Source organism: Comamonas sp. DB36, assembly GCF_057914905.1.
The window spans coordinates 16,226-41,741 of sequence record NZ_CP196632.1 but is presented as its reverse complement, the minus strand read 5'-3'; the positions used below and the strand labels follow the sequence as shown (position 1 = coordinate 41,741).

General features: G+C 66.6%; 24 protein-coding genes. 12 read left to right on the top strand and 12 right to left on the bottom strand.

What is annotated here, in order from left to right; all coding sequences use genetic code 11:
- Positions 1–66: 66 nt before the first annotated feature.
- The 4 genes from ACSVDO_RS21190 to ACSVDO_RS21175 all read left to right on the top strand — a co-directional run bounded on the left by ACSVDO_RS21190 (position 67) and on the right by ACSVDO_RS21175 (position 3,040).
- Entirely contained in the window at positions 67–1,125 is a 1,059-nt protein-coding gene (locus ACSVDO_RS21190; protein WP_489596963.1) for a beta-keto acid cleavage family enzyme, read from the top strand.
- Between the two features lie 94 nt (positions 1,126–1,219).
- Complete coding sequence (locus ACSVDO_RS21185) at positions 1,220–2,209, top strand: Bug family tripartite tricarboxylate transporter substrate binding protein (protein ID WP_489596961.1); 990 nt, start codon at positions 1,220–1,222, stop codon at positions 2,207–2,209.
- A 10-nt stretch (positions 2,210–2,219) separates the two neighbouring features.
- Positions 2,220–2,678, top strand: a complete 459-nt coding sequence (locus ACSVDO_RS21180; RefSeq protein ID WP_489596959.1) for a hypothetical protein — start codon at positions 2,220–2,222, stop codon at positions 2,676–2,678.
- Positions 2,675–3,040, top strand: a complete 366-nt coding sequence (locus tag ACSVDO_RS21175; protein WP_489596957.1) for a hypothetical protein — start codon at positions 2,675–2,677, stop codon at positions 3,038–3,040. Before ACSVDO_RS21180 ends, ACSVDO_RS21175 begins: the two co-directional genes overlap by 4 nt.
- Before the next feature lie 5 nt (positions 3,041–3,045).
- Here the strand turns inward: ACSVDO_RS21175 and ACSVDO_RS21170 are convergent, their stop codons facing one another.
- Positions 3,046–3,801: a GntR family transcriptional regulator gene (locus tag ACSVDO_RS21170; protein WP_489596956.1), complete on the bottom strand. Its 756-nt coding sequence runs from the start codon at positions 3,799–3,801 to the stop codon at positions 3,046–3,048.
- Between the two features lie 81 nt (positions 3,802–3,882).
- Here ACSVDO_RS21170 and ACSVDO_RS21165 point away from each other — a divergent pair, with 81 nt between their 5' ends.
- Both ACSVDO_RS21165 and ACSVDO_RS21160 read left to right on the top strand, forming a co-directional pair.
- Complete coding sequence (locus tag ACSVDO_RS21165) at positions 3,883–4,872, top strand: Bug family tripartite tricarboxylate transporter substrate binding protein (protein ID WP_489596954.1); 990 nt, start codon at positions 3,883–3,885, stop codon at positions 4,870–4,872.
- Positions 4,873–4,888: 16 nt separating this feature from the next.
- Positions 4,889–6,055: an enolase C-terminal domain-like protein gene (locus ACSVDO_RS21160; protein WP_489596952.1), complete on the top strand. Its 1,167-nt coding sequence runs from the start codon at positions 4,889–4,891 to the stop codon at positions 6,053–6,055.
- 24 nt (positions 6,056–6,079) lie between these two features.
- On the opposite strand, the gene ACSVDO_RS21155 is transcribed toward ACSVDO_RS21160, so the two are convergent.
- The gene (locus ACSVDO_RS21155) at positions 6,080–7,006 is read right to left on the bottom strand and encodes a LysR substrate-binding domain-containing protein (protein WP_332547569.1); all 927 of its coding nucleotides are present in this window, start codon (positions 7,004–7,006) and stop codon (positions 6,080–6,082) included.
- A 93-nt stretch (positions 7,007–7,099) separates the two neighbouring features.
- On the opposite strand from ACSVDO_RS21155, the gene ACSVDO_RS21150 reads away from it, so the two are divergent.
- Positions 7,100–8,176, top strand: a complete 1,077-nt coding sequence (locus ACSVDO_RS21150; protein WP_489596950.1) for a tartrate dehydrogenase — start codon at positions 7,100–7,102, stop codon at positions 8,174–8,176.
- A 541-nt stretch (positions 8,177–8,717) separates the two neighbouring features.
- Here the strand turns inward: ACSVDO_RS21150 and ACSVDO_RS21145 are convergent.
- A complete protein-coding gene (locus tag ACSVDO_RS21145) occupies positions 8,718–9,650 on the bottom strand; it encodes a LysR family transcriptional regulator (protein ID WP_332534148.1) in 933 nt (310 codons plus the stop codon).
- 97 nt (positions 9,651–9,747) lie between these two features.
- Here ACSVDO_RS21145 and ACSVDO_RS21140 point away from each other — a divergent pair, with 97 nt between their 5' ends.
- The 5 genes from ACSVDO_RS21140 to ACSVDO_RS21120 are packed head-to-tail and all read left to right on the top strand — an operon-like array spanning position 9,748 to position 14,896.
- On the top strand, positions 9,748–10,428 hold the full coding sequence (locus ACSVDO_RS21140; RefSeq protein WP_332534149.1) for an RraA family protein: 681 nt from the start codon (positions 9,748–9,750) through the stop codon (positions 10,426–10,428).
- 58 nt (positions 10,429–10,486) lie between these two features.
- Positions 10,487–11,491, top strand: coding sequence for a Bug family tripartite tricarboxylate transporter substrate binding protein (locus ACSVDO_RS21135; RefSeq protein ID WP_489596948.1), 1,005 nt, complete (start codon positions 10,487–10,489; stop codon positions 11,489–11,491).
- A 29-nt stretch (positions 11,492–11,520) separates the two neighbouring features.
- Entirely contained in the window at positions 11,521–12,537 is a 1,017-nt protein-coding gene (locus tag ACSVDO_RS21130; RefSeq protein WP_332534151.1) for an aldo/keto reductase, read from the top strand.
- Positions 12,538–12,575: 38 nt separating this feature from the next.
- The gene (locus ACSVDO_RS21125; RefSeq protein ID WP_332534152.1) at positions 12,576–13,499 is read left to right on the top strand and encodes a dihydrodipicolinate synthase family protein; all 924 of its coding nucleotides are present in this window, start codon (positions 12,576–12,578) and stop codon (positions 13,497–13,499) included.
- Positions 13,496–14,896, top strand: coding sequence for an amidase (locus ACSVDO_RS21120; protein WP_489596945.1), 1,401 nt, complete (start codon positions 13,496–13,498; stop codon positions 14,894–14,896). Before ACSVDO_RS21125 ends, ACSVDO_RS21120 begins: the two co-directional genes overlap by 4 nt.
- A gap of 10 nt (positions 14,897–14,906) precedes the next feature.
- Here ACSVDO_RS21120 and ACSVDO_RS21115 read toward each other — a convergent pair whose 3' ends face one another.
- The 9 genes from ACSVDO_RS21115 to ACSVDO_RS21075 all read right to left on the bottom strand — a co-directional run bounded on the left by ACSVDO_RS21115 (position 14,907) and on the right by ACSVDO_RS21075 (position 25,513).
- Complete coding sequence (locus ACSVDO_RS21115) at positions 14,907–15,590, bottom strand: GntR family transcriptional regulator (RefSeq protein WP_332534154.1); 684 nt, start codon at positions 15,588–15,590, stop codon at positions 14,907–14,909.
- Between the two features lie 338 nt (positions 15,591–15,928).
- Positions 15,929–16,288 (bottom strand): DOPA 4,5-dioxygenase family protein, encoded by a 360-nt coding sequence (locus ACSVDO_RS21110; RefSeq protein WP_489596943.1) that lies wholly within the window; start codon positions 16,286–16,288, stop codon positions 15,929–15,931.
- A 113-nt stretch (positions 16,289–16,401) separates the two neighbouring features.
- Positions 16,402–17,262, bottom strand: a complete 861-nt coding sequence (locus ACSVDO_RS21105) for a Rossmann-like and DUF2520 domain-containing protein (RefSeq protein ID WP_489596941.1) — start codon at positions 17,260–17,262, stop codon at positions 16,402–16,404.
- Positions 17,259–17,570: an H-NS histone family protein gene (locus ACSVDO_RS21100; RefSeq protein ID WP_332534157.1), complete on the bottom strand. Its 312-nt coding sequence runs from the start codon at positions 17,568–17,570 to the stop codon at positions 17,259–17,261. The genes ACSVDO_RS21105 and ACSVDO_RS21100 overlap by 4 nt, the downstream gene beginning before the upstream one ends.
- A gap of 136 nt (positions 17,571–17,706) precedes the next feature.
- Positions 17,707–18,045: a DUF6616 family protein gene (locus ACSVDO_RS21095; protein ID WP_332534158.1), complete on the bottom strand. Its 339-nt coding sequence runs from the start codon at positions 18,043–18,045 to the stop codon at positions 17,707–17,709.
- 196 nt (positions 18,046–18,241) lie between these two features.
- Positions 18,242–19,078: a polyphosphate kinase 2 gene (gene ppk2, locus ACSVDO_RS21090; protein ID WP_489596938.1), complete on the bottom strand. Its 837-nt coding sequence runs from the start codon at positions 19,076–19,078 to the stop codon at positions 18,242–18,244.
- An 84-nt stretch (positions 19,079–19,162) separates the two neighbouring features.
- On the bottom strand, positions 19,163–23,800 hold the full coding sequence (locus ACSVDO_RS21085; protein ID WP_489596936.1) for a CheR family methyltransferase: 4,638 nt from the start codon (positions 23,798–23,800) through the stop codon (positions 19,163–19,165).
- Positions 23,801–24,047: 247 nt separating this feature from the next.
- Entirely contained in the window at positions 24,048–24,455 is a 408-nt protein-coding gene (locus tag ACSVDO_RS21080; RefSeq protein WP_489596934.1) for a hypothetical protein, read from the bottom strand.
- A 56-nt stretch (positions 24,456–24,511) separates the two neighbouring features.
- Complete coding sequence (locus ACSVDO_RS21075; RefSeq protein WP_489596932.1) at positions 24,512–25,513, bottom strand: Bug family tripartite tricarboxylate transporter substrate binding protein; 1,002 nt, start codon at positions 25,511–25,513, stop codon at positions 24,512–24,514.
- Between the last annotated feature and the right edge of the window lie 3 nt (positions 25,514–25,516).

Below are 25,516 nucleotides of genomic sequence, written 5' to 3'. Positions count from 1 at the left end.
CCAGGAACGGGTCAGGCCAGACACTGAAACCACACATCCATCCCCCTTCAATCTGGAGACTCCCGCATGAACTTCCTCGACGGCCACCTCTACCCCGAAAACCAGCAGCCGCTGATCATCACCGCCGCGCCCTACGCGCCGGGCTGGATTCCCTCGGACTTCCCCGAAGACATTCCGGTCACCATGGAAGAACAGATCCAGAAGGCCGTCGACTGCTACGACGCCGGCGCCACCGTGCTGCACCTGCATGTGCGCGAAGCCGACGGCAAGGGCAGCAAGCGGCTGTCGATGTTCAACGAACTGATTGCCGGCGTGCGTGCGCGCGTGCCCGAAATGGTGATACAGGTCGGCGGCTCGATCAGCTTCGCGCCCGAGGACGACGGCTCGGCCGCCAAATGGCTGTCCGACGACACGCGCCACATGCTCGCCGAACTCACTCCCAAGCCCGACCAGGTGACGGTCACGGTCAACACCACGCAGATGAACGTCACCGAGCATGCGGGCGAAGACGATTTCCGCGGCGTCTCGCGCGGCTTCCCGCACCTCTACAACACCTACAAGGACATGATCGTGCCCTCGAACCCGAGCTGGGCCGAGGAGCATGTGCGCCGCCTGTCGGCGGCCGGCATACAGAGCGCCTTCCAGTGCTACAACATCAACAGCTTCGAGACCATAGAGCGCATGATCCGCCGCGGCGTCTACAAGGGCCCGCTGGTGATGAACTGGGTCGCGATCAGCGGCGGCATGGACCAGGCCAACATCTACAACCTGGCCAACTTCCTGCGCGCCGCGCCCGACAACGCGGTGATCACGGTGGAGAGCTCGGTGCTCAACGTGCTGCCCATCAACATGATAGGCATGGCCCTGGGCCTGCATGTGCGCTGCGGCATCGAGGACGTGCTCTGGAACCAGCAGCGCACGGGCAAGATGAGTTCGGTCGAGCAGATCAGGCAGCTGGTGCGCATCGCCGGCGAGTTCGGCCGCCCCATCGCCACCGCCCAGCAGGCGCGCGACATCCTGCAACTGGACACGTTCTACGAGACCGCCGACGAGACGCTGGCCAGGAACGGCTTCGCGCCCAACCGCAAGGGCGGCAACCAGGGCTTTTTGCGCAAGCCCGATTGACGGCCTGCGGACCCGCGGCCGCCGGCGCCCGGAAATGCATGGGGAGACAAGCGTGCGCCAAGGTGCACGCCCACCTGGATCAAGGAATACAAAAATGACGACTTTGAACCGCAGAGAAATCGTTCTGGGCGCTGCCGCATCGCTGGCGGGCGGCCTCGCAGCCGCGGCCGAAAGCAGCAGGGACTGGCCTGCGCGCCCCGTGAAAGTGATCGTTCCCGGCGGCGCGGGCGGCATTCTCGACACCATGGCGCGCCAGCTCTATGCGCGCCTGCAGCAGACGCTGGGCCAGCCGTTTGTCATCGACAACCGGCCCGGCGCGAATGGCGTGATCGGCTCGTCGGTGGTGAAGAACGCCGCGCCCGACGGCTACACCATCTTGCACAGCACGGCCTCGTCCATGGTGATGGCCGAGGCGCTCAATCCCGCGCTGCCGATCAAGACCTTGCGCGATCTGGAGCCCGTGGCGCTGTCGTCCGTGGGCGGAGTGCTGCTGGCCGTGCACGCGTCCGTGCCCGCGAAGACATTGCCAGAACTCGTGGCCCTGCTGCGCAAGGACCCGCAGAAATACCAGTCGTATGGCTCGTGGGGCGTGGGCTCGAACGGTCACCTGACCATGGAGTGGATCAAGCAGCGCGAAGGCTTGTCGATAGAACATGTGCCCTACAAATCGACGCCCGCGCTGCTCACCGACATCGTTGCCGGCGTGATTCCCATAGGCTGGGTCGACGTGGTGTCGCCGCTGGGCTTCATTGCCCAGGGCAAGCTGCGCGGCATCGCGCTGACCGGCACCGTGCGCAGCCCCAAGCTGCCCGATGTGCAGGTGCTGTCGGAGCAGGGCTATCCGTTCACCGCCGCGGGCTGGCAAGGCGTCTTTGCCCCGAAGAACACGCCCCGCCCCATTCTCGAGCGCCTGCATGCGGCGATCAACGCGGAAGTGATCAAGCCCGCGTTCAAGGAGGCGCTGCGCCAGGCCAACATTCCGCCCGCGCCCGCGGTGAGCCGCGAAGTGTTCGTGCAGACGCTGACCGACGACCTCACCGTCTGGCGCAAGGTCGTGGCCGACGGCAATATCCACCCGGAGTGAAGCCGTCGCCATGAAGATTGCTTCCCACGCCGACAAGATCCGCCGCCTGCTGCAGCTGCGCGAGCGCCTGGACCCGCTGCAGGATTTCGAGCTCTGGTACTGGAGCAGCCTGACCGCGGGCACCAACATCTGGAACGCATCGTTGCACGCCTGCGGCCTGACCAGCGAGGACCGGGCCTTTTCCACCATTCCCGGCGTGCATGTGGTGCCGCAGGCCGACGGCGGCTGGCGGCGCGAACTGCGCGGCCCGGGCGATGTAAGCCATGTGGGCTGGCCCCAGATTCCCGGCGACATGCCTGCGCCCATCCAGCGCCTCGAAGCGGCCTTGCATGCGCTCGAGGAACACCGCGACCCCTGCCTGCGCGCGGACCGCGTCCCCACGCCGGCGATCGTCGCCGAGTGCGAGCGCGCGCTGTCCCAGGCCATCGCCGTCTACCAGGCCCTGGTGCCAATGGAGAAACAGCCATGACGCCCGAAAACCACCACGACAAGGCCAGGCGCATAGAGCAGTCGCTCACCAAGCTCGGCGATGCCGACTGGGAAATCCGCATCGAGGCCGCGATGCTCGCCGGAACGCACTGGGTCAACTTCATCCTGCACAGGACAGGCCTGAGCACGCCGGCCGAAGACATGGTCCATGCCTCCATGACCCTGGTCAGCGTGCTGCGCAAATACCGGCTCGCCGAGCCTGAACTGATAGAGCAGCTCGAGGAGATCGAGGAGCTGCGGCCGCTGTTCGTGCGCGGCGACATGGACGGCGGCGTGCCGGCCGCGCAGCGCGCGCTGGACTTGCTGGCCGCCATGGGCGCGCGCGCACGGCAGCTGGGCTGAAGGGTTCAGGCGCTGCGCGCCAGCGTCGTGACGATCGAATAGCGATTCTCGGGATAGAGCGTGCTGGTCACGATCACCAGCGCGCGCGCCGCGTCGCGGTAATGCTTGAGCACGCGCAGCGCGGGCGTGCCGCGCGCCGCGCCCAACGTCTGCGCCATGTCTTCGGTCACCGAGCAGCACGACACCGTCTGCTCCACGCTTTCTATGCGCCGGCCGAACTCGGTCTCGATGATGTCGGCCAGCAGCTTGCCCGGCTGCTGTTCGGCCAGCGCGCCCACCTGGCGGTAATGCGGATCGACATAGGCATCGGTCCAGCCCAGCGGCCTGGCCTTGCCGGGTACATTGCGCACCATCGACAGCCGGTACCAGCGCGAGCCCGGCTGGCATTGCAGCGCCTTGGCCGCCGCCGTATCGAGCACCACATCGGCCGAAGCCAGCAGCGTGCGCTGCGCCGTGCTGGCGAGCATCACCAGGTTGTCGAACGACAGCGATTGCGTGAAGGTCGCGACGCCTCCGGGCAGCGCTTCGACCAGGGTTCCGCGGTTGCGCCGGCGCGAAATCAGGCCGCGCGCCTGCAGCTGCTGCAAGGCCATGCGCACGGTATTGCGGCTGGTCTGGTAGGCCGCCATCAGTTCCATTTCTGTCGGCAGCAGCGCGCCCACAGGCAGGTCGCCGGCGCGGATCTGCTGTATCAATTCCTCGGCCATCTGCTGGTACTTTGCCACCGCCATCAGCGCGCCCTTCCTGTGTATGTATGGCATATGTTCATCGGATATGTCCCTACATATCAAACATAGGGACAAATATACCATCCGGCATCTGCTTTCCAACCGAGGACCACCATGCGACGTAGAAGCCTGAACCTGTCCCTTGCCTGCTCGGCGCTTGCTGCGGCGCTGGCGCCCGTACACGCCTGGAGCCAGGCCGCGCCCGCCAAGTACCCTGCCAAGCCGGTGACCATCATCGTGCCCTTCACCGCGGGCCAAAGCGGCGACGTGCTGGCGCGCGTGCTCGGCGAGCCGCTGGGCAAGCTCTGGGGTCAATCGCTGGTGGTCGACAACAAGGGCGGCGCGGGCGGCACGCTGGGCAGCAAGGCCGCGGCGGCCGCGCCCGCCGACGGCTACACGCTGCTGCTGGGCTCGAGCGGCCCGCTGGCCGCGGCCCCGCATCTGTACAGAAACGCGGGCTACGATCCGCGCGAACTCACGCCCATCATGAATGTCGCGGGCGTGGCGCAGGCGCTGGTCGTGGCCGCGGATTCGCCGTACAGGACGCTGCAGGATCTGCTGGCCGCGACCAAGGCCGCGCCCGGCGCGCTGAGCTATGGCTCGGGCGGCGTGGGCTCGTTCCAGCACCTGACGTTCGAGCTGCTCAAGCAGCGCACGGGCATGCAGATCAAGCACATTCCCTACCGCGGCAGCGCGCCCGCCTATACCGATCTGATCGGCGGCCAGCTCCAGGCCATGGTCGACTCGCTGCCGGGCGTGCTGCCCCATGTGAAGGGCGGCAAGATGCGCGTGCTCGCGGTTTCCACGCCCAGGCGCGTGCCCCAGCTGCCCGATGTGCCGACCATCGCCGAAAGCGGCGTTGCCGGTTTCGACGCGCTGGGCTGGCTGGGCATTGTCGGGCCCAAGGGCATGGACCCCGTCTTGCGCGACCGCATCAACGCCGACCTGAAGAAAGTGCTGGCCGAAGAGTCGGTCAGGACCCGGCTCGCCAATCTGGGAATGATCACCATCGCCAGCTCGGCGCCCGAGTTCGAGCAGTTCATCGCCAGCGAACTCGCGAAATGGGGCGGCGTGATCAAGACCGCCGGAATCCAACCCGAATAAGAACAGGAAGCACAGCATGCGCATCGTCGACATACGCGAAATCGCCGTCCCGCTCGAAGGCGCGGTCGCCAACGCAGTGGTCAATTTTTCCGAGCACACGGTCTCGCTGGTGGCGGTCATCACCGACCAGCTGCGCAACGGCCAGCCCGTGATCGGCATAGGCTTCAACTCGATAGGCCGGTTCGCGCAAAGCGGCATCATTCAAACGCGCATGATTCCGCGCCTGCGCGCCGCCGCGCCGGCCTCGCTGCTCGCCGAAGGCGGGCGGCAATTCGACGCCGCCAAGGTGCTGGCCAGCATCTTGCGCAACGAGAAACCCGGCGGCCATGGCGACCGCGCGGGCGCGGCCGCGGCGATAGAACTCGCGATCTGGGACCTGAACGCCAAGCTCGCCGACGAACCCGCGTACGCGACCATAGCGCGCGCTTTCGGCCGCAGGCCCCAGGCCACGCCCGTCGAGGTCTACACCGGCGGCGGTTACTACTACGCGGCTGGCACGGGCCAATCGCTGCACGACGAGTTTCAGGCCTATCGCGACATGGGCTTCGAAAGCTTCAAGATGAAGATAGGCGGCGCGCCGCTGGCCGAAGACATGCGGCGCGTCGAGGAGGCGCTCAAGGTGGCGGGCGGCCCGGCCCAGCTGATGGTCGACGCCAACGGCCGCTTCGACCTGGCGACGGCGCAGGCCTATGCCAGGGAACTCAAGCCGCTGGGACTGCGCTGGTTCGAGGAGATCGGCGATCCGCTCGACTATCAGCTCAACCGCGAGGCGATAGAAGCCTATGGCGGGCCGGTCGCGACCGGCGAGAACCTGTTCTCGGCGATAGACACGCTGAACCTGGTGCGCTTTGGCGGAATGCGCCCCGGACTGGACATCTTCCAGATGGATGCGGGCCTGAGCTACGGCCTGACCGAGTACGCGCGCATGATAGACATCCTCGAGGCCCATGGCTTCGATCGGCGCCAGGCCGTGCCCCATGGCGGTCACCTGATCAATCTGCACATCGTCGTCGGCCTGGGCCTGGGCGCCTGCGAGGCCTATCCCGGCGTGTTCCAGCCGTTTGGCGGCTATTCGAGCGCCTGCGAGATCCGCCACGCCAAGGTCCGGCCCAGCGAAGCGCCGGGCTTCGGGCTCGAGCAGAAGCAGGAACTCGCGCCGCTGATACGCGAGCTCACGCGCTGAGGTGGCCGCGCGGCCCGGCTTGCACTAGGCAGGGGGCGCGGCGTGCAGGAACGGCGCCTGCTGCAGCGCGCGCGCTATCCATTCCGTCGCCACCTTGACCTTGGCCGAAGTCTCGAGCCGCGCGGGGAACACCGCCCAGATGTTGGCCTCCTGGCGGTACTTGGGCAGCACCTGCACCAGCTTGCCGGCGCGCAGCAGTTCCTGCACATCCCAGATCGAGCGCAGCACGATGCCCATGTCGTTGACCGCCCACTGCACCGCGATCTCGCCGTGGTTGGTCGACATCGGGCCGCGCACGCGCACCGCGACTTCGCGCGCGCCGCTGCGCAGTTTCCAGACGCCGAACGGGTGGTCGCGCTCGCGAATGACCAGGCAGCTGTGCTGGGCCAGATCGGCCAGCGCGCGCGGACTGCCCTTGTCGCGCAGATAGCCGGGCGAAGCGCAAAGAATGCGGTGGTTGGCGGCGATGCGTCTGGCGATATGGTGGGGCGCGATCTCGTCGCCCACGCGGATGTCCAGGTCGAAGCCTTCGGCGCCCACGTCGACCAGCCGGTCGAACACTTCGAAGCGGATCTCGAGCGCGGGATAGGCCTGGGCCAGGCCGGCCAGTATCGGCCCCACGGCATTGCGGCCGAAGCCGAAGCTGCTCGAGATGCGCAGCACGCCGCGCGGCGCCAGGCGCTTTTCGCGAATGTCCTCCAGCAGGTTGTCGACGTCGTCCAGAATGCGCTGGGCCCACACATAGGTGCGCTCGCCATCCTCGCTCAGGCTGACCTTGCGCGTCGAGCGGTGGAACAGCTGGGCGCCGAGCAGCGTTTCAAGGATCTTCACGCGCTTGGTGATGAACGACGCCGACACGCCCAGGTCCTTGGCCGCCTGCGAGAAATTGGCGCTGCGCACCACCTGGACGAAGACTTCGAGGTCTTCGGGGCTGGGGAGATGATTGTTCATGAAGTGTGCATTCTGATTTGACAGATCGAGGGATTGTTTCCAATCCTGTCGCTGCCTATCATCAGCCATCCCAACCCGTACGCAGAGATTTCCATGAAAAAGAACATGTATCGCATTGCCGCCATTCCCGGCGACGGCATAGGCAAGGAAGTGCTTCCCGAAGGCGTGCGCGTGCTCAACGCCGCGGCGCGGACATTCGGTTTCGACATCGAGTTCGTGCAGTTCGACTGGGCCTCGTGCGACTACTACATGGCCCACGGCACGATGATGCCCGACGACTGGAAGCAGACGCTTGGCGGCTTCGATGCGATTTTCTTCGGCGCCGTCGGCTGGCCCGAACTGGTGCCCGACCATGTGTCGCTGTGGGGCTCGCTGCTCAAGTTCCGGCGCGAATTCGACCAGTACATCAACTACCGTCCCGTGCGGCTGTTCGAAGGCGTTCCCAGCCCGCTGGCCGGGCGCAAGCCGGGCGACATCGACTACATCGTGATCCGCGAGAACACCGAGGGCGAATACACCTCGGTCGGCGGCATCATGTTCGAAGGCACGCAGCGTGAAGTCGTCATGCAGGAAGCGGTCTTCTCGCGCCATGGCGCCGACCGCCTGCTGCGCTATGCGTTCGATCTGGCCCAAAGCCGCCAACGCAAGCATGTGACCGTGGCCACCAAATCGAACGGCATCGCCGTGAGCATGCCCTGGTGGGACAAGCGCGCCGACGCGATCGCCAGCGAGTACCCCGAGGTGGCGCTCGACAAGCAGCACATCGACATCCTGACCGCGCGCTTCGTGCTGCAGCCCGGGCGCTTCGACGTGGTGGCAGCCACCAACCTGTTCGGCGACATCCTGTCCGATCTCGGCCCCGCGACCACGGGAACGATTGGCCTGGCGCCGTCGGCCAACCTCAACCCCGAACGCCTGTTCCCCTCGCTGTTCGAGCCCGTGCATGGCTCGGCGCCCGACATCTACGGCAAGAACATCGCCAACCCGATAGCGATGATCTGGTCGGGCGCGCTGATGCTCGACTTCCTCGGCGAGAAAGCCGCGCACGACCACATCATGGCGGCGATCGAAGACACGCTGCGCAGCGGCCCGCGCACGCCCGACATGGGCGGCACGGCCAGCACGCCTGACGTCGGCGCGGCGATTGCCGAGCGCGTGCAGCCCGCCTGAGCCGCGCCAGCCAGGCCGTCGGCATAGGACAGGCGCATGCCGTTGCGATGACAAGATGGGCCGCGCGCGATCTCTGGACTGGGTCGAACAACTCAAGGAGACCGACCCATGGCCTGGCAGATAGAAACCCGCAACGGCTGCGCGCTGGTGCGCAGGAACACCAGCAAGGTCAATGTCCAGGACACGCGGTTCTTCGGCGATCTGCACGCGGCATTCGACCGGCTCGAACGCGATTGCAACGGGCTGCCCGTGGTGCTCACCGGCCAGGGCAATGCCTTTTCGGCGGGCATGAGCGATGCGGGCAATCGCCGCGCACAGGATCAGCGGCGGCAGGAAATCATGCACCCGCGCCAGGCAGCAGCCAACACCAAGCCCGCCGCCCAATGCTCAGGCGCCGTGCTGGCCCTGCGTCTCGGCCAGCACGCAGCGGCGCAGCGCGGGCGGCAGCGCGCGCCACCAGTCCAGTCGGCAATGCCCTGGCTGGTGTCAGTCGCGTGCCGGGTCATGGGCCTGAAAGAATGGCAAACACCCGCGCCGGCGCTCAGATCGGCGGCAGCAGCTCGCCGTCCGGCAGGCGCACGAAAAAGCGCTTGTCGATCAGCACGTTGCGCGCGGTCTCGACCACGATGGACGTGCCCTGATCGGCTTCGCCCGCCACGTAAGAAGCGTAGTACGCGATGTTGGGAATGGGCGGCGACGCGGGCAGGCAGCGCAGCTCGCCGCTGTCCAGATGCTCGCGCAGCACCGGCAGGGGCAGCACCGCGATTGCATGGCCTTCGCGCACCAGGCGCAGCATCAGCGACAGCGAATTGCAGGAGTTGATGCCTTCGAACTCGACGTTGGCGCTGCGCAGCCATTGATGCACGATGGAGTTGAGCGTCGAGGGCGGCGAGTTGGTGACCAGCGGCCATTGCGCGGCGATCTTGGGTGTGAACGGCGCGTCGGGCAAACCCATTTCGCTGGCCGCGATCCAGGCGAAATCGACCCAGCCGAGCAACTGGTCGACCACATGTGCGGCGGAGCTGGCATAGGTGTGCAAGGCCACATCGATCTCGCGCTTGCGCAGCTTCTCGCGCAGCACGCTGCCCACGTCTATCGTGATCTCGACCACCAGCCGCGGATGGCGGCGCTTCAACTGCCGCAGGATTTCCGACAGCGCGACCATGGCCGTGGACTCGTCCGAGCCCAGGCGCAGCACGCCTTCGAGCGGCGGGCCCAGGCGGCCCATGCGTTCGAAATCCTGGGCCGCGCTGAGCACTCTTTCGGCCAGCGTCACCGCGTCCCGGCCTTCGTGCGTGAGCTGCACGCGCTGATTCTTGCGCGTGAACAGCTGCAGGTTCAGCGCCGCTTCGAGCTCCTTGATGCGGCTGGAAATCGCCGGCTGGCTGAAGTTCAGATGCTCGGCCGCGGCATGGATGCTGCCCAGCTTGGCGGTCCAGAGAAATGCTTCGATTTGGCGAAGAGTGGTGCGCATCATTCAGAAATCTTATCAACTATTGCTCAAATAACGCGTTTTTCTTCTGAAAAGCCCGCTGATAGATTGGTGGCTCATTCAATTTTCTGAGCCAGCCATGTACGTACTCAATGCCCTGCCCAAGTCCATCGACCCCGATTTGCTGTCGTTGCTCGTACAGGCCGAGCCTGCGGTCATAGGCCATTTCCGCTACACCGGCTTCGTCAGCCCGGCGATCAAGGCCCACTTCCAGGACCGGCGCGTGGCCGGCACGGCCGTCACGGTGTGCGCACCGGCAATGGACGGCGCGATGGTGCACTACGCGGTCGGCCAGGCGCGGCCCGGCGACTTCCTGGTCATAGACCGCTGCGGCGACGAATCGATCGCCGCGCTCGGCGGCGCCGTCGCCTATGCAGCGCGCGCCGCGGGCGTGGTCGGCATCATCGTCGACGGCCTGGTGACCGACCTGGGCGAGCTGCGCCAGTACGGCGTTCCGGTCTGGTCGCGCGGCACGTCGGCCGTCACCGTCAAGACGCTGGGCCTGGGCGGCGAGTTCTGCGGGCACGTAAGTTGCGGTGGTGTGGGCGTCGTGCCCGGAGACGCCATCCTGGCCGACGAGAACGGCATTCTGGTGCTGCCCGCGGCCGACATCGCGTACAGCGCCAAGCGCGCGCTGCAGATGATGCAGGACGAAAAGAAGACGCTGGCGCGCATAGACGCCGGCGAGAAATACCCCGACATCATGGGCTCGACCCAGGTGATTGAAAAAGCCATCCAGGCAGCCAAGAGCGGCGCATAACGCGCCGCACCCGTTCGACAGCAGACCGATTTTCCCCATCCCCCTCAGGAGCTCCACCATGTCGTCCATTCACTCCACCTCCGTCAAGAACCTGGCCCGCCGCGGCCTGCTGACGCTGTCCCTGCTTGCCGTGGCCGGCTTCGCGAGCGCGCAGCAGCCCGCCTATCCCAAGGGACCGGTGACGCTGGTCGTGCCGTTCCCACCGGGCGGCAGCGTCGACATGGTGGCGCGCACCATAGGCAAGCAGCTGGGCGAAGCCCTGGGCCAGACCTTCCTGGTGGAAAACCGCCCCGGCGCCTCGGGCAACATCGGTGCGACCTCGGTGGCCCACGCCAAGCCCGATGGCCAGACGCTGTTCGTGAGCAGCTCGGGCGTGCTGACCGCCAACCAGTTCCTCTACAAACGTCCGGGCTTCGACTCGCAAAAGGATTTGACGCCGGTGATCCGCCTGGTCAATCAGCCCAACATCCTGCTGGTGCACCCGTCGCTGCCGGTCAACACCGTGCAGGACCTGATCAAGCTCGCCAAGGGCCAGCCCGGCAAGATCATCATCGGCAACGCCGGCATAGGCACGGGCCAGGACATCGCCGCGCGCCAGTTCGCCTCGGCCTTCGATCTGAACATGCTGCATGTGCCCTACCGCGGCGGCGCACCCGCGATGAACGACCTGCTGGGCGGCCAGATCCAGGTGATGTTCGAGACTTCGCCCACGGCCCTGCCCTACGCCAAGGAGCGCAACGGCAAGCTGCGCGCCATCGCCATCACCAGCGCCACGCGCTCGCCGCTGGTGCCCGATCTGCCCACCGTGGCCGAGTCCGGCGTGCCGGGCTTCGACTCGATCACCTGGATAGGCCTGACGGCGCCGGCCGGCACGCCGCCCGCGATCATCACGCGCCTGAACTCCGAGCTCAACAAGGCCCTCAAGGGCGAGATGGGCAAGAAGTTCGCCGAGTTCAGCCTCGACCCCATAGGCGGCACGCCGCAGGAAATGGCGGACATGCTGCGCAAGGATTCGGCCAACTACGGCGCGATTCTCAAGGCCGCGGGCGTGGAGCCGCAGTAATCACCGCCCAGCATTGAAGAAAGGCGCGCATGCAATACGTTCATCTCGGCAATTCAGGCCTCGAAGTCTCGCGCATCTGCCTTGGCACGCTCAATTTCGGCTCGCCCGCGTGGCGCTCCTGGATTCTCGATGAGCAAGGCGCGCGCCCGCTGTTTCGCCAGGCCGTGGAGCTGGGCATCAACTTCTTCGACACCGCCGACACCTACTCGGGCGGCGAGTGCGAAGTGGTCACGGGAAAGCTGCTGGCGCAGTTCTTCCCCGGCAGCCGGCGCGAGGAGGCCGTGATCGCGACCAAGGTGTTCAACCCCGTGGACATGGCTTTCGAAGGCGATCGCGCGGCCGATTTTCGCCGCCGTCCCAACAAGGACGGCCTGGGCCGCAAGCGCATCCTGCATGCGGTCGATGCCTCGCTGCAGCGCCTGGGCGTGGACTATATCGACCTCTACCAGATCCACCGCTTCGACCCCGACACGCCGCTGGAGGAATCGCTCGAGGCACTGCATGACGTGGTCAAGGCGGGCAAGGTGCGGTATCTGGGAGCGAGCAGCATGTGGGCCTGGCAGTTCGCCAGGATCCAGCAGACCGCGCGCGACCACGGCTGGAGCCGCTGCATCAGCATGCAGAACCACTACAACCTGCTCTACCGCGAAGAAGAGCGCGAGATGATTCCGCTGTGCCAGGACCTGGGCGTGGCGCTGCTGCCCTGGAGCCCGCTGGCGCGCGGCTTTCTCGCCGCCCAGGGCGAGGGCAGCGCCACGTCGGCGCGCGCCGCGGCCGACCAGACCACGCAGCGCTTCTACGGCCGGCCCGAAGACCAGGCCACGCGCGCGCGCCTGCATGCGCTGGCCGCTGAAAAAGGCGTGAGCGCCGCGACGCTGGCCTATGCCTGGCTGCTGCACAAAGGCGTGACTTCGCCCATCGTCGGCGCCAGCAAGCCGCAGCAGATCGAGGAGGCGGTGCGCGCCACATCGCTGACGCTCACGCCCCAGGACATCGCACACCTGGACAGCGGCTATGCGCCGCGCCCCGTGCTGGGGCACAGCTGAAGCCTCATTCCATTTCGTTCATCAGGAGACAAAACAACATGGCCAAGCCGCACCATCTTCAAGGCATCTATTCCCCCGTGCTGACGCCTTTCAAGGCCGATCTTTCGCCCGACAGCACCGAATTCGTGCGCCATTGCCAATGGCTGCTGGGCCAGGACGTGGGGCTGGCGGTGTTCGGCACCAATTCCGAAGCCAACTCGCTGTCGGTCGGCGAGCGCAAGGGGCTGCTCGATGCACTGCTTGAATCGGGTGCGCCGCCCGCGCGGCTTTTGCCCGGCACCGGCTGCTGCGCGCTGAGCGACACGGTGGAGCTCACGCGCCATGCGACGGCCGCGGGCGTGGGCGGCGTGCTGATGCTGCCGCCGTTCTATTACAAGGGCGTATCGGACGACGGCCTGTTTCGCAGCTATGCCGAAGTGATAGAACGCGTGGGCGACAGCCGGCTGCGCGTCTATCTGTACCACATCCCGCCCGTGGCCCAGGTGTCGATCAGCCTGGCGCTGATCGAGCGCCTGCTCAAGGCCTATCCCGGCACGATCGCCGGCATCAAGGACAGCTCGGGCGACTGGAACAACACCGAAGCCGTGCAGCGCGAATTCGGCGCCCAGGGCTTCGACGTGTTCGCCGGCAGCGAAGTGTTCTTGCTGCGCACGCTGCGCGCGGGCGGCGCGGGCTGCATCACGGCCACGGGCAACGTGAACCCCGCGCCCATGGTGGCGCTGTACAACAGCTGGCGGCAGGAAGGCGCCGATGCCCAGCAGGCCCAGCTCGACGCCACGCGCGCCATCTTCCAGCAGCACAACATGATTCCCGCAATGAAGACCGCGGTCGCGCGCTTCAGCGGCGTCGATGCGTGGCGCACGCTGCGCCCGCCGCTCACAGCGCTGACCGCGCCGCAGGAAGACGCTCTCGCGCGGGCGCTGGAAAATCACGGCTTTCAAATGGAAGGGGTCAGCGCATGAGCCACGATCAACTCGCCGCCCTGCCCGTGCACCAGTTGTCCGGGCTGATACAGCGGCGCGAAATTTCCCCGGTCGAGCTGGTGGATTCCTGCCTGACCAACATCGCCCGGCACGAACCCCGGCTGCAGGCTTTCGTCGCCGTGCATGCCGATGCGGCCAGGCTGGCGGCGCAAGGTGCGCAAGCCGCGATATGCGCCGGCCATTCGGTCGGGCCGCTGCACGGCATTCCCATTGCGCTCAAGGACCTGATCGAGATCGAAGGCCAGGTGTTCACGGGCGGCAGCGAAGCCTTCAGGGAGCGCCGTGCCACGCGCAGCGCCACGCTCGTGCAGAAGCTGCTCTCCCAAGGCGTGATCGTTCTGGGCAAGACGCATACCGTGGAATTCGCCATGGGCGGCTGGGGCACGAACACGCGCCGCGGCACGCCGTGGAATCCCTGGGACATGGAGGTGCAGCGCACGCCCGGCGGCTCGAGCAACGGCTCGGCCGTGGCCGTCGCCGGCCGGCTCGTGCCCTGGGCCGTGGGCACGGATACCGGCGGCTCGATACGCATGCCCGCTTCGTGGTGCGGCATCACGGGCCTGAAAACCACCATAGGCCGCATCAGCGGCCACGGCATACAGCCGCTGAGCCCCACGCTGGACACGCCCGGCCCCATGGCGCGCTGCGTGGAGGACGTGGCCTTGCTCTACGCGGCGCTGCAGGGCCGGGACCCGCTCGATCCGCTGACCACCGGGCTCTCCTATGCAGACCCGCTGCCCGCGCTCAAGCGCGGCATTCGCGGCCTGCGCCTGGCGCGCATGCCCGACAGCGAGCGCGGCTATGCGTCGGCCGAAGTGCTTGCCGCCTATGACGAATCGCTGCGCCTGCTGGCCTCGCTGGGCGCCGAGATCGTGACGCTGGAGCTGCCGTTCCGCTTCGAGGATGTGGCGGCGTTCAACATGCGCATCATGGCCGCCGAAAGCTATGCGCTCTACCATGCGCTGATCGACGACCCGGCCGCGCCGCTGGACCCCGATGTGCGCCCGCGCATCGCGGCCGGCAGAGACATCAGCGCGCGCGCCTATCTCGAAGCCATGCAGCAGCGCAATGTGATGAAGCAGCAGTTCGCGCTCGCCATGCAGGGCATCGATGCGCTGCTCACGCCCAGCACCATGACCACGGCCCTGCCGCTGAGCGCGGTGGACCAGACCAAGGCGCCGGCGCACTACACGCGCTTCGGCAACTACCTCGATCTGTGCGGGCTGTCGCTGCCCAACGGCCTCGACTCCCAGGGCCTGCCCACGTCGCTGCAGATCGTCTGCCGCGGCCAGCAGGAAGATCTGGCGCTGCGCATAGGCTGGGCCTGCGAGCAGGCGACCGATTGGCACGCGCGCCTGCCGCCGGCGCTGACCTAGGCCGCAGCCTTCAGTTCTCGCGCAGACCTTCGCTCGACAGGCTGCGCGCGTAGACAGCGAGCACGATGCGCTCCGAATGCGTGAGGTAGTCCTGCAGCGTGTCGGCCGCCTTGGCATAGTTGCCGGCTTCGGCGATTTCCAGGATCTGCTGGTTCATGTCGACATAGGGCGCATGCAGGAACTCCGCGTCCTTCATGAAGCCGAAAGCCAGCCGCAGTTCGGCCAGCACGGGCGCGAACATCTGGTTGAGGCGCTCGCTGTCGGCGAGCTCCACGATGGCCATGTGGAAATCCATGTTGGCCGTGCCCACGACCGCCCAGTCTGCCTGGGCGCGGCCGCGCACGCTGGCTTCCACCGCCGCGCGCATGTGGCGCTTGGCCGGGTGCAGCGGATAGGCGTTGCGCAGCGCCTGGCATTCGATCAGCCGGCGCACTCTGTAGATATCGATGATCGCGGCAATCGTCGGCACGGAGACAAACACGCCGCGGTTGGGCGTGTGTTTCACCAGACCGTCCTTGGTCAGGATGCGGAATGCCTCGCGCAGCGTATTGCGCGATACGCCGAGTTCGTCCGCCAGCGACTGCTCCGACAAACGCATGCCGGGAGATAGCTCGCCATGCACTATCTTCAGGCGAAGCTGCTCGGCAATGCGATCGCTGAGGCTTTCGCAGGTCAATGGATGTGGGCTGGACATGATGGAAAAAGCGTTGGACAGCGCATTAGTATCCGGTTTTTTCCTCTCGGCGTTCCGTGCGTCCAACGTCTCCAGGAAACGCGCGTCGCCGCCGCGGTTCTTGTGCAGGGGCGAGAGCCGGTTTCGCACCCAACTGTCGCAGCAGTTTTTTCGCGCCTCGCGCCCTGGCCACACCGCATTCAGGGGCGGCTGATGCACTGCGGCGTGTTCGGCTCGGCGCAGGCAGCAGCCTGACCGGGCCGGTGTTCCTGACCAAGACCATGGACTTCACGGGCATTGCGGCGATCGTCACCGGTGGCGCACAGCGTGCCCCACTTGCCGCCGCGCGGCCGGAGGTCTCACTGCGCGGCGTCGAACACCGCGAGCTTGAGGCTGTGCGACTGCCCTATCCACAGCGCGCGATCGCGGTGATCGCCCAGGCCGTCGCCGGTATTGGGGTGGATGAAGACATCGAGCGCGCCATGGTTCAACGCCAGCCAACCGACGACCTGGCTGAAATCCTGCGGCCCGATGATCATCTGGTAGCTCCACATGGGATGCGGCCCCACGGGCTTCTCGTGGAACCGCCCCATGACGATGCGCCCCGCGAGATCGCGCTCTATGGTTTCGCGCAGCGCCCAGGCAGCCTGCCGGCTGGCGGCATCGAAATACACATGGGCGTGCCAGTCTTGGATCAGGGCGGTATTCGAAGAGGTCATGGTCTTTCCAGTTTCGGAAGGTGCGCGATGGCGCCAGTGTCGGCGATTTTTAGCCGCTAAAAACCCGCCGGCCGACGCCCGCTGCTGTGCTGCGGACATTTCAGCCGCGCAACTCAGCGCTGCGCAAGAATGGTCGCCTCGAGCCGCGCCAGCGTCGCGTCATCCAGGCGCGCCTGTTCCCTGGCCAGGCGCAACAGCCGCAGCGACACTTCGCGGTACAAGTCCAGGTTGTCCGGATTCACCGCCGTGAGCTCGCGCATGTGCAGCGCGACCACATCCGCATCGCCGCGCGAGATCGGCCCGGCAATCGCCCCCGCCAGGCCCTTGGCCGCAGCCGTTTCCAGCGTGCCGCGCGCCAGCGGCAGCAGCGCGGCCAGCGCCTGCTCGTCGCCTACGCCGAAGCTGTTCCACAGGTCGCAGGCTTCGCGCAGCAGCGACAGCAAAAAGCTGGCGCCATAGTTGGTCGCGCAGTGATAGCGCCCGCGCGCGCCCGCAGGCAGCTTGATCGCGCGGTAGCCCACGGCCTGGGCCAGCTGCTGCAGCGCGGTCTCGAGCGCGGCTTCGGCCTCGATCGCCACACTGCTGCCGGCCATGCAGCGCAGCGCCACGTCGGGATCGGCGAACAGCTGCAGCGGATGAAAGCCGCCTATCCATGCGCCCTGCTGCGCGGCCGTGCCCAGCACCGCAACTTCGGTTGCGCCGCTGCAATGCACCACCATCTGGCCGGTCCGCCACCTGATCGCGCGCGCCACGTCTTCAATGGCCGCATCGTTCACGGCAACGAACACCAGGTCCGCCAGGTCTGCCGCCTGCTGCGCGCTCGCGCACAGCTGGCAGCCGGCGATGGACTGGGCCAGCGCCGCGGCACGCTGCGGGCTGCGCGCCGCAATCGCCACCACGTCGAAACCGGCCTGGTGAAATGCCGGCGCCAGGGCCTGCGCCAGCCGGCCCGCGCCTATGAATGCAATTTTCAAGAGCGGTCGAGGTCCTGTGGCGGCACCGCATACGCGCTGCGGTCCTTGCCGACCAGCCATTTCGGCTCTCTGCCCAGTCCCGACCAACCGGCGCCGGTGAGCGGATTGCGGAACCTGATCTGGGCCTTGGGCTTTTCGCGCTTGACGGGCTCGGGCGTCCAGGGAAAGACCTGCTGGGCGGTAAAGCCAAATTCGCCCACGAGGTCCTTGACCCTGGCCAAGGCCGCGCCGGCTTGCTCGGCGCGGGCCTGGGCGATTTTCTTGTCCAGCTTCTGCTGTTCGATGAGTAGTTCTTTGTAAGTCGGCATGGCGGTGGCAGCGCTTGGTCGGGCGGCCGGATTGATTTGACAGCAGCTTAACGCAGACGCGCCCGCAGCCCACGCAATCGCGCCATGCCTGGAGACAAAAAGAGCTGCAGGCCGGACTTTGGCCGGCCGCGGGGGCTCACATATGCGTCAGCGCCGCCATGTGTTCGGCGAAGCCGCCCGCATCACTGGCGGCGTTCACATGGTCGAAATAGCCATACCAGCCGCTGGAGCGTATGCCGGCCAGCAGCGCGGCGCGCGACTGCGCATCGGGAAAGCGCCAGATGCCCAGATAACGGTGGTCGCTGGCCTGGTCTATGCCCGGCTCGGTAGATGCCAATGCAAGGACTTCTACGCCCAGGCTCGACAGCCCGGCCATCGCGGCCTGTATGCCGCCGAGGAATTGCTGGCGCTGCGTCGCGGACAAAGCCTGCCAGCGCGCATTGGGGGAATACAGTTCGACCAGGTAATGGGACACGGAAAAATCCTTTGCATGGAAAGTTGTGCGGCCGGCACAAGGGCGCGCGGTTTGCCGGAGCGCACACCCTTGTTTGCGCCGCAAATGATAGCCACCTTATTGTAAGCCGCCTTATCATATGCCATGCATTGGCCGTGTGCGTCTGTTCGGGTGCCACGTGCCACGGCAGCAGACCGTGGCCACAGCGGCATGCGGCTCAGCGCGCGAGCCGCTGCTCGGCGAGTGCCTGCGCAGAGAAGTCGAACACGATGTCGGTGTCGGGCACGACCAGATCGTGCTTCTTGCCGGCGTAGTCAATGCGCGAAAGAATGTCGCGTATCAGGTTGAGGCGCGCCAGGCGCTTGTTGTCGGCGTGCACCACGCGCCAGGGCGAGGTGGCCGTATGCGTCTGCAGCAGCATCTCGTCGCGCGCCGACGAATACGCTTTCCAGTGCTTGAGCGCCACGGCATCGATCGCGCCTATCTTCCACTGCTTGAGCGGGTCGCGGCGGCGGTCCTCGAGACGCTGCTTTTGTTCGGGCTTGCTGATATCGAGGTAGTACTTGAGCAGCGTGATGCCCGAGTTGACCAGCATCTGCTCGAACGGCGCCACCGATTGCATGAACTCCACATGCTGCGCCTGGGTGCAAAACCCCATGACCTTCTCCACGCCCGCGCGGTTGTACCAGCTGCGGTTGAAAAGCACGAACTCCTGGGCCACGGGAAGATGGGCGACATAGCGCTGGAAGTACCAGGCGCTGCGGTCGCGGTCCGAGGGCGCGCCCAGGGCCACGACCCGCGTCTCGCGCGGGCTCAGGTGCTCGATGATGCGCTTGATGCTGCCGTCCTTGCCGGCGGCGTCGCGGCCCTCGATCAGCACCAGTATCTTGTCGCCGCATTCGATGAAGTGGCGTTGCAGCTTGACCAGCTCGATCTGCAGCAGCAGCAGTTGCGCCTCATAGTCCTGCTCCGAAATGGAAGAGTCCTCAGGCGCGCGCGCAGCGCCTGGCGCCGCGGATTTGCTGGCGGATTTCTTGTGTTCCTTTTTGCCCATGAGTCACTTCTCCCGTTGGTTGCTAAGTGCCCGGCCGCGGCGGGGCCGCATCCATGGCAAGGTGATTCTCCATGCGCGTGGAGCTCAGGTCTTCGCCATATGCCGCCTGATCAGTGCAATCAGTTCGTCGATGTCCAGTGGCTTGACCAGGTGGGCATCGAAGCCTGCGTTCCTTGCCAGCTCGCGATCGCTTTCATCGCCCCAGCCCGTGGCGGCCACGATCAATGTTTCGCCGCCCCATGGCGTGGAACGGATGGCGCGCGCGAGATCGTTGCCGCTCATCTGCGGCAGGCCCAGATCCAGCACGGCGACCTCGACCTTCTGATCGGCCAGCAGTGCCAGCGCTTCCTCACCCGAGCCCGCGGTGACGACATCGAAGTCGTCTAGCAATTGAGACATGGACCAGACCACGTCGGGCTTGTCGTCGACCAGCAGCACGCGCGCGCGCAGCGCTTCACCGCCCGCGGCCGGCAGCACCACGGCAGGTGCGTGCGTTGCGACCGTTGCGTCCGGTGCACCCGGCGCGCTCGGCATGCCGTTCAAGGGAATGCGCACCACGAAGCGGCTGCCCAGGCCCAGGCCAGGGCTTTCACCGTGCACGCTTCCCTGGTGCAGTTCGACGATGCTGCGCACCAGCGCCAGCCCTATGCCCAGGCCGCTTTGGCTGCGCCGGCCATCACGTGTTTCCTGGGTGAACATGGCAAACATGGCGTCCACGCGTTCGGGCTCCATGCCCATGCCGTTGTCCTGCACGCTCATCGTCACCCAGCCATCCGCAACCTTCACCTGCAGATCGATTTGCCCCCCCGAGGGCGTGTACTTGATCGCGTTGATGAGCAGATTGGAAAGCACCTGTGTCAGGCGCACCGGATCGGCCTGCAGCGTGACCGGCGTCTCCGGCAGATCCAGCTGCAGGCGGTGCTGCGCGGACTGCAACAGCGCGCGCGTGGACTCGAGCGCAGCCTGCACGATGTCGTGCAGCGGCACGCTGACGGGATGCAGATCGAGCCTTCCCAGCTGCAGGCGCGAGACATCCAGGAGATCGTCGAGCAGCACCTTCATGGTCTGTGTCTGGCGGCGCACGATGTCGGCCGCCCGGGCCTGCTCCTCGCGCGGCAGCTTCCAGTGCGAGAGCACGATCGACGCGTTGCTGATCGATGCCAGCGGGTTGCGCAACTCGTGCGACAGCACGGCGAGAAAACGGTCCTTGGCCTCGTCCTGCGCCTGCAAATTGGCGCGCGCGCTCTCGTTTTCGCGCAGCGCCTGCAGCAGCTCCGACCTGCTGTCCTCCAGCGCCTGCTGGGCCGCCCTCTGACAGCTCTGGTCACGCAGGATTTTCAGCAGGCCCACGGCCTTGCCGTCCGTATCGCGCATGGCCATCGTCGTGCCGCTGGACCAGAACTGCGTGCCGTTCTTGCGCCGGTGCAGCCGGTCGTCGCTGGCGCGGCCTTGCTCAATGGCCGTCTGCGCTTCGAGTTCGGGCGCGCTCTGGCGGCGGTCTTCATCGGTGAAGATCAAATCGGCGAGCTGACCCAGCGCCTCGGCTTCGGTATAGCCCAGCAGGCGCTCGGCCCCGGTGTTCCAGGTGGTGATGCGGCGCTCCAGGTCCGTGGAGAAAATGGCATAGTCCACGGCGTTCTCCATCATCAGCCGCTGCCACTGCGCGCTTTCACGCAGCGCGGCCTCGGCGCGCTTGCGCTCGGTGATGTCCGTGCAGACGAGAATCGCGGCCGCGGGCGCGCCATGCGGGTCGGCGAGAAAACTCAGGCTGTTGTGCAGCCAGATGGTGCTGCCATCCTTGCGCAGGCAGCGCTCCTCGACCTGAAACTGCTCGCGCGCCGTTCCCAGCCGCTCGAACTTCAATGCGCTCTGGGCACGGTCTTCGGCATGGACCAGCTCCAGCAGCTGCAGACCGACCAATTCCTCGCAGGCGTAGCCCAGCAGCTGCGCATAGTGCTGGTTGGCGAAAATGATGCGTCCGTCGAGCTCGGCCTGGACCACGCCCACGGCAGCCTGGTTGACGATGACGCTGGAGCGGTCTTCGGACTGGCGCAAGGCCTCCGCGTCCTTCAGCCGCTCGGTGATATCGACGAAAGTCAGCACCACGCCGGCGATATGGTCGTCCACCGTGCGATAGGGCAGCATGCGCACCAGATAGGAACGTCCGGGAGGCGTGCCGATCTGCCGCTCCACGGGCGCGAGCCGCTCGAGCACCAGCGTCGCATCGGCCACGAGCTCCGGGTAGTGCAGCTGCGTGTGCAGGTGCGCCAGCGGCCGGCCGATGTCGGAGGCGATGAAATTGAACAGGGTCACGGCCGACGGCGTATAGCGCGTGATGCGCAGCTGGCGGTCGAGGAACACGGTCGCGATGGCCGTGGCGTCCATCAGGTTCTGCATGTCGCTGTTCGCATGCCCGAGCTCGTCGACCTTGCTCTTGAGTTCATGGTTGACCGTGGTGAGTTCCTCGTTGATCGACTGGAGCTCCTCGCGGCTGGTTTCAAGCTCTTCGGTCGCCGAGCGCAGCTCTTCGTTCATGGCCTGCAACTCTTCGTTGCTCGACTTGAGTTCCTCGGTCGAAGTCTCGTATTGCTCGACCGTTTCGCGCAGCTGGGACTTGAGCCGCTCCACTTCCCGGTCGAGGTGATCGGCCACATGGTCCGCGCCCGGGCGCACCCAGGCCGAGGGCTGCAGCGGCTGGGCTTGGGACGCGCTGGACGGCTGCAGCTTGATGGTGATCAGCGCCATGCCGGGCGCCACATCGGACACCGCATGCACGTCGATTCCCAGCATCACGGTATCGCCGCCGATCTCCAGCGCCGATGCCGGCACGCTGGCATGCTCTGCGGAGCTCGACACCTTGTAGAGCGCGGCGCGCAGTTCGATGCGCAGCGCCGGATGGATCAGCCGCAGCAGATTGCGCGTGGGCTCGCCGCCGCCCATGCTCAGGAACCTGCCCGCGCTCGGCGACATATGGACGATTTCCTGCTCGGCGTTGATGAGAATGGACGGCGCGCTCAGATGCTCGAGCAGCTTGAGATGCACTTCGGCCCACGACACCGTGCGCCCGCCGAGCTCCAGCGCAGCGCGCGCCGCGTCCGGCCTGGGGCGCGCCAGCGCGGCGTTCGCCACGACAGGGCCGCTGAGCGCCGAAGTTTGCGTCTGCATTGCCAGCGCAATCGCATTGGCGCCGCCGGGAAGGGGCTGGCCGGTGCGCGGCCTATGGCGCTGGCCGAAAAGACGGTGCTTCTTGTCGATCACCGAGAAATGCTGGCTTCCTTCCTCGATCGACTCCGACGAACCCAGAAACAGCGTGCCGCCAGGCAGCAGCGCGAAATGGAAGATGTCGAGCACGCGCGCCTGGGCATCGCGGTTCAGATAGATCAGCAGATTGCGGCAGGACACCAGATCGACGCGCGAGAAGGGCGAGTCGCGCAGCACGTCATGGACGGCGAACAGCACGCACTCGCGCAGCTCGCGGCGCACGCGATAGCCGCGCACATCCTTGACGAAGAAGCGGCGCAGACGGTCTTCCGACACGTCGCCGGCAATGGACGCGGGATAGATGCCTTCGCGCGCAATCCGGATCGCGTTGTCATCGAGGTCGCTGGCAAAGACCTGCACCGCGGGCGGCGAGTCGAGCAGCCGCGCCTGCTCGGTCAGCAGCATGGCGATGGAATAGGCCTCCTCGCCGGTCGCGCAGCCCGCGACCCACACGCGCACCGCGTCGGCGCTGGATTTGCCCTTGAACAGGCCTGCCAGTTGCGCCTCCAGCGCCGCGAAACAGTCGGTGTCGCGAAAGAAGTTGGTCACGCTGATCAGCAGGTCCTGCAGCAGCGCCCCGGCTTCGCCCGGGCGCGTGCGCAGGCAATCCAGATAGCCTATCAGGTCGGAGATGTTGTTGACCTGCATGCGCCGGCCGACGCGCCGCACCACCGTGGCGCGCTTGTAATAGGAGAAATCGCGTCCGGTGCGGCTGCGCAGAAAGGCCAGCACATCGCGCAGCGCCGCCTCGTCGTGTTCGGCGCTGGCGTGCGGGCTGCCCTGGCCAGCCGCCGATTCGTATGGCAGGCGCAGGGCGCCCTCCATGCTCATGTACTGCGCCACGCGCGCGGACATCTGCGCCACCGGCAAGGTCCAGTCCACCATGCCGGTGGCGATCGCCGCCAGCGGCATGCTGTTGACCTGCGCCTCTTCAGGATCCTGGACGATGGTCAGGCCGCCGCGCTCCTTGATGCGCTTGATGCCCAGCGCGCCGTCGCCGTCCGCACCGGACAGCACGATGGCCGCGGCATGCGAACCATGGCTGTCTGCCAGCGTGCGAAAGAAAATGTCGACGGTGATGTGCCGGCGCCGGGTCACGGGCAGCGGCGCGAGCTGGAGGTGTCCATCGAAGGTCTGCAAGCTCCTGCCCGGAGGGATCACATAGACCGTATCGGGCTCCACCTTGACCGTGTCCTGCACCTGGAGCACGCGCATGGAAGTGCAGCGCTGCAGCACTTCGGCCAGGATGCTGTCGTGCTCCGGCGACAGATGCATGACCACCACATAGGCCACGCCCGACTGGGGATTGGCGTTGGAGAAGAAACCGCGCAAGGACTCGAGGCCGCCTGCCGAGCCGCCCAAGCCGACCACGGGAAGCATCTGGTATCCGCGTGTGGGAACCGCATTGTCGAGCGCATCGTCTAATGCTTGCTCGGCATGGTCGGGCGTTACGTTCGGCATGTGGCTTCCTTGCTGATCAATCCTGTTTTGCTATTATAAATATAGCATCCCGACAGGTGGTCAAGCGGGGCGCTCAACCCTGGGGTCGCCCGATCGCGGCACAGCGGCGCTGGCGAAGACCCGACGGTCTCGCGATGCCAGCCGCCATGCGCGAACATGGCCACTTGATCGTCCAATGCCCAAGCATAACGCTGCGCCGCGGCAATTTCTGCATGCCCACTTGCACCGAACAAGCCTGGCGTTGACCTCAGGACAGCTTCTTCCAGGTGCGGCCGTCCACGGTGCGATAGGTTCCGCCGGTGGCGCAGCAGCCGCCCGCGCCGAAGGCCATGCGGCCCAGCGTCACCGTCAGCGCGCCGGCCTCGAACGACATGGACTGGCGCTGGCACGCCGTCCACATGGGATAGAAATCCGGCGCCAGAACGCTTTCCCAGCGAATCTCGCCCAGTCCAGGGCTTTCGACGCGATAGACCTCGCAATCGTGCAGCAGCAGGAACACGCTTTCGCCGCCCAGCTCGCCCTGGAAGACATGCTGCGGGAGCGCGGCGCGCGTGGCAATCGCTTCCTTGCTCATCATCGGGTCCGACGGGCGCTCGCAGCCCGCCAGGCTGAGCGCCAGCAGCAGACCCAGGAGGCGAGAAAATGGTGCGGTCATGCGCACAAGTATCCCAGCTTTGCCGGCGCGCGGCGCAGGCCTGACCGCAAGAGGTGCTACATCGGCTCGATCAGCGCTTTCTTCATCATCGCTTCGGTCAGCGCCATCTCCTGGGTGAACGCACGCCGGAAGGTCTCGCCATCCATGGGCGCGACATTGCCGCCCTGCTCCTCCAGCGCCGCGACCACCGACGGCTGGCGCAGCGCCTTCTCGAAGGCGGCGCGCATGCGCGCCACCACGGGCTCGGGCGTGCCCATGGGCACGGACACCCCGCCCCAGGACATCAGTTCCACGCCGCGCACGCCAAGCTCGGCAAGCGTGGGCACCTCGGGCAGCTTGGGGTTGCGCCGCGGGCCCGCGATCGCCAGTGCGCGCAGCTTGCCCGCGCGGATGTTGGCGTAGGCCACCGAGAAGATCGGCGCGCCGAAGGCCACCTGCTTTCCCATGACCGCATTGACGATTTCGGACGCGCCCTTGTAGGGCACATGGGCCACCTGGGCGTCGACCGCGCTCAGCAGCAGCTCCACCCCGAGGTGCGAAGGCGTGCCCACGCCGCCCGAGGCGTAGTCGAGCCTGCCCGGCGCCCGGCGCGCCCTGGCAATCAGCTCGTCGAGCGTGCGTATGTCGGACGCGGCGTTGACGATGATCACGATGTCCGAACTGGTCAGGCCCATCACATGCTGGAAGTCCTTGAGCGCATCGTAGCCGGGCGCCTTGTACATGTGCATGCTCGCGGCCATGGGCGCGCTCGAGTAGATCCAGGTGTAGCCATCGGGCGCGGCCTTGGCGACCAGGCGCGCGCCCAGGTTGCCGCCCACGCCGCCGCGGTTCTCGATGATCACCGGCTGGCCCAGTTCGCGCGCCACGGCTTCATGCACCACGCGCGCCGTGGTGTCGGGCGCCGTGCCCGCGAGAAACGGCACGACCCACTTGATGGGGCGTGCCGGCCAGGGCCCGGCGGCGCGCGCCGCGCCCAGGCCCAGCAGCGCGGGGGCGGGCAGCAGACTGGCGGCGAGCGAACGGCCGAGAAACTGCCGTCGTGAGGTGTGAGGGGTCATCTG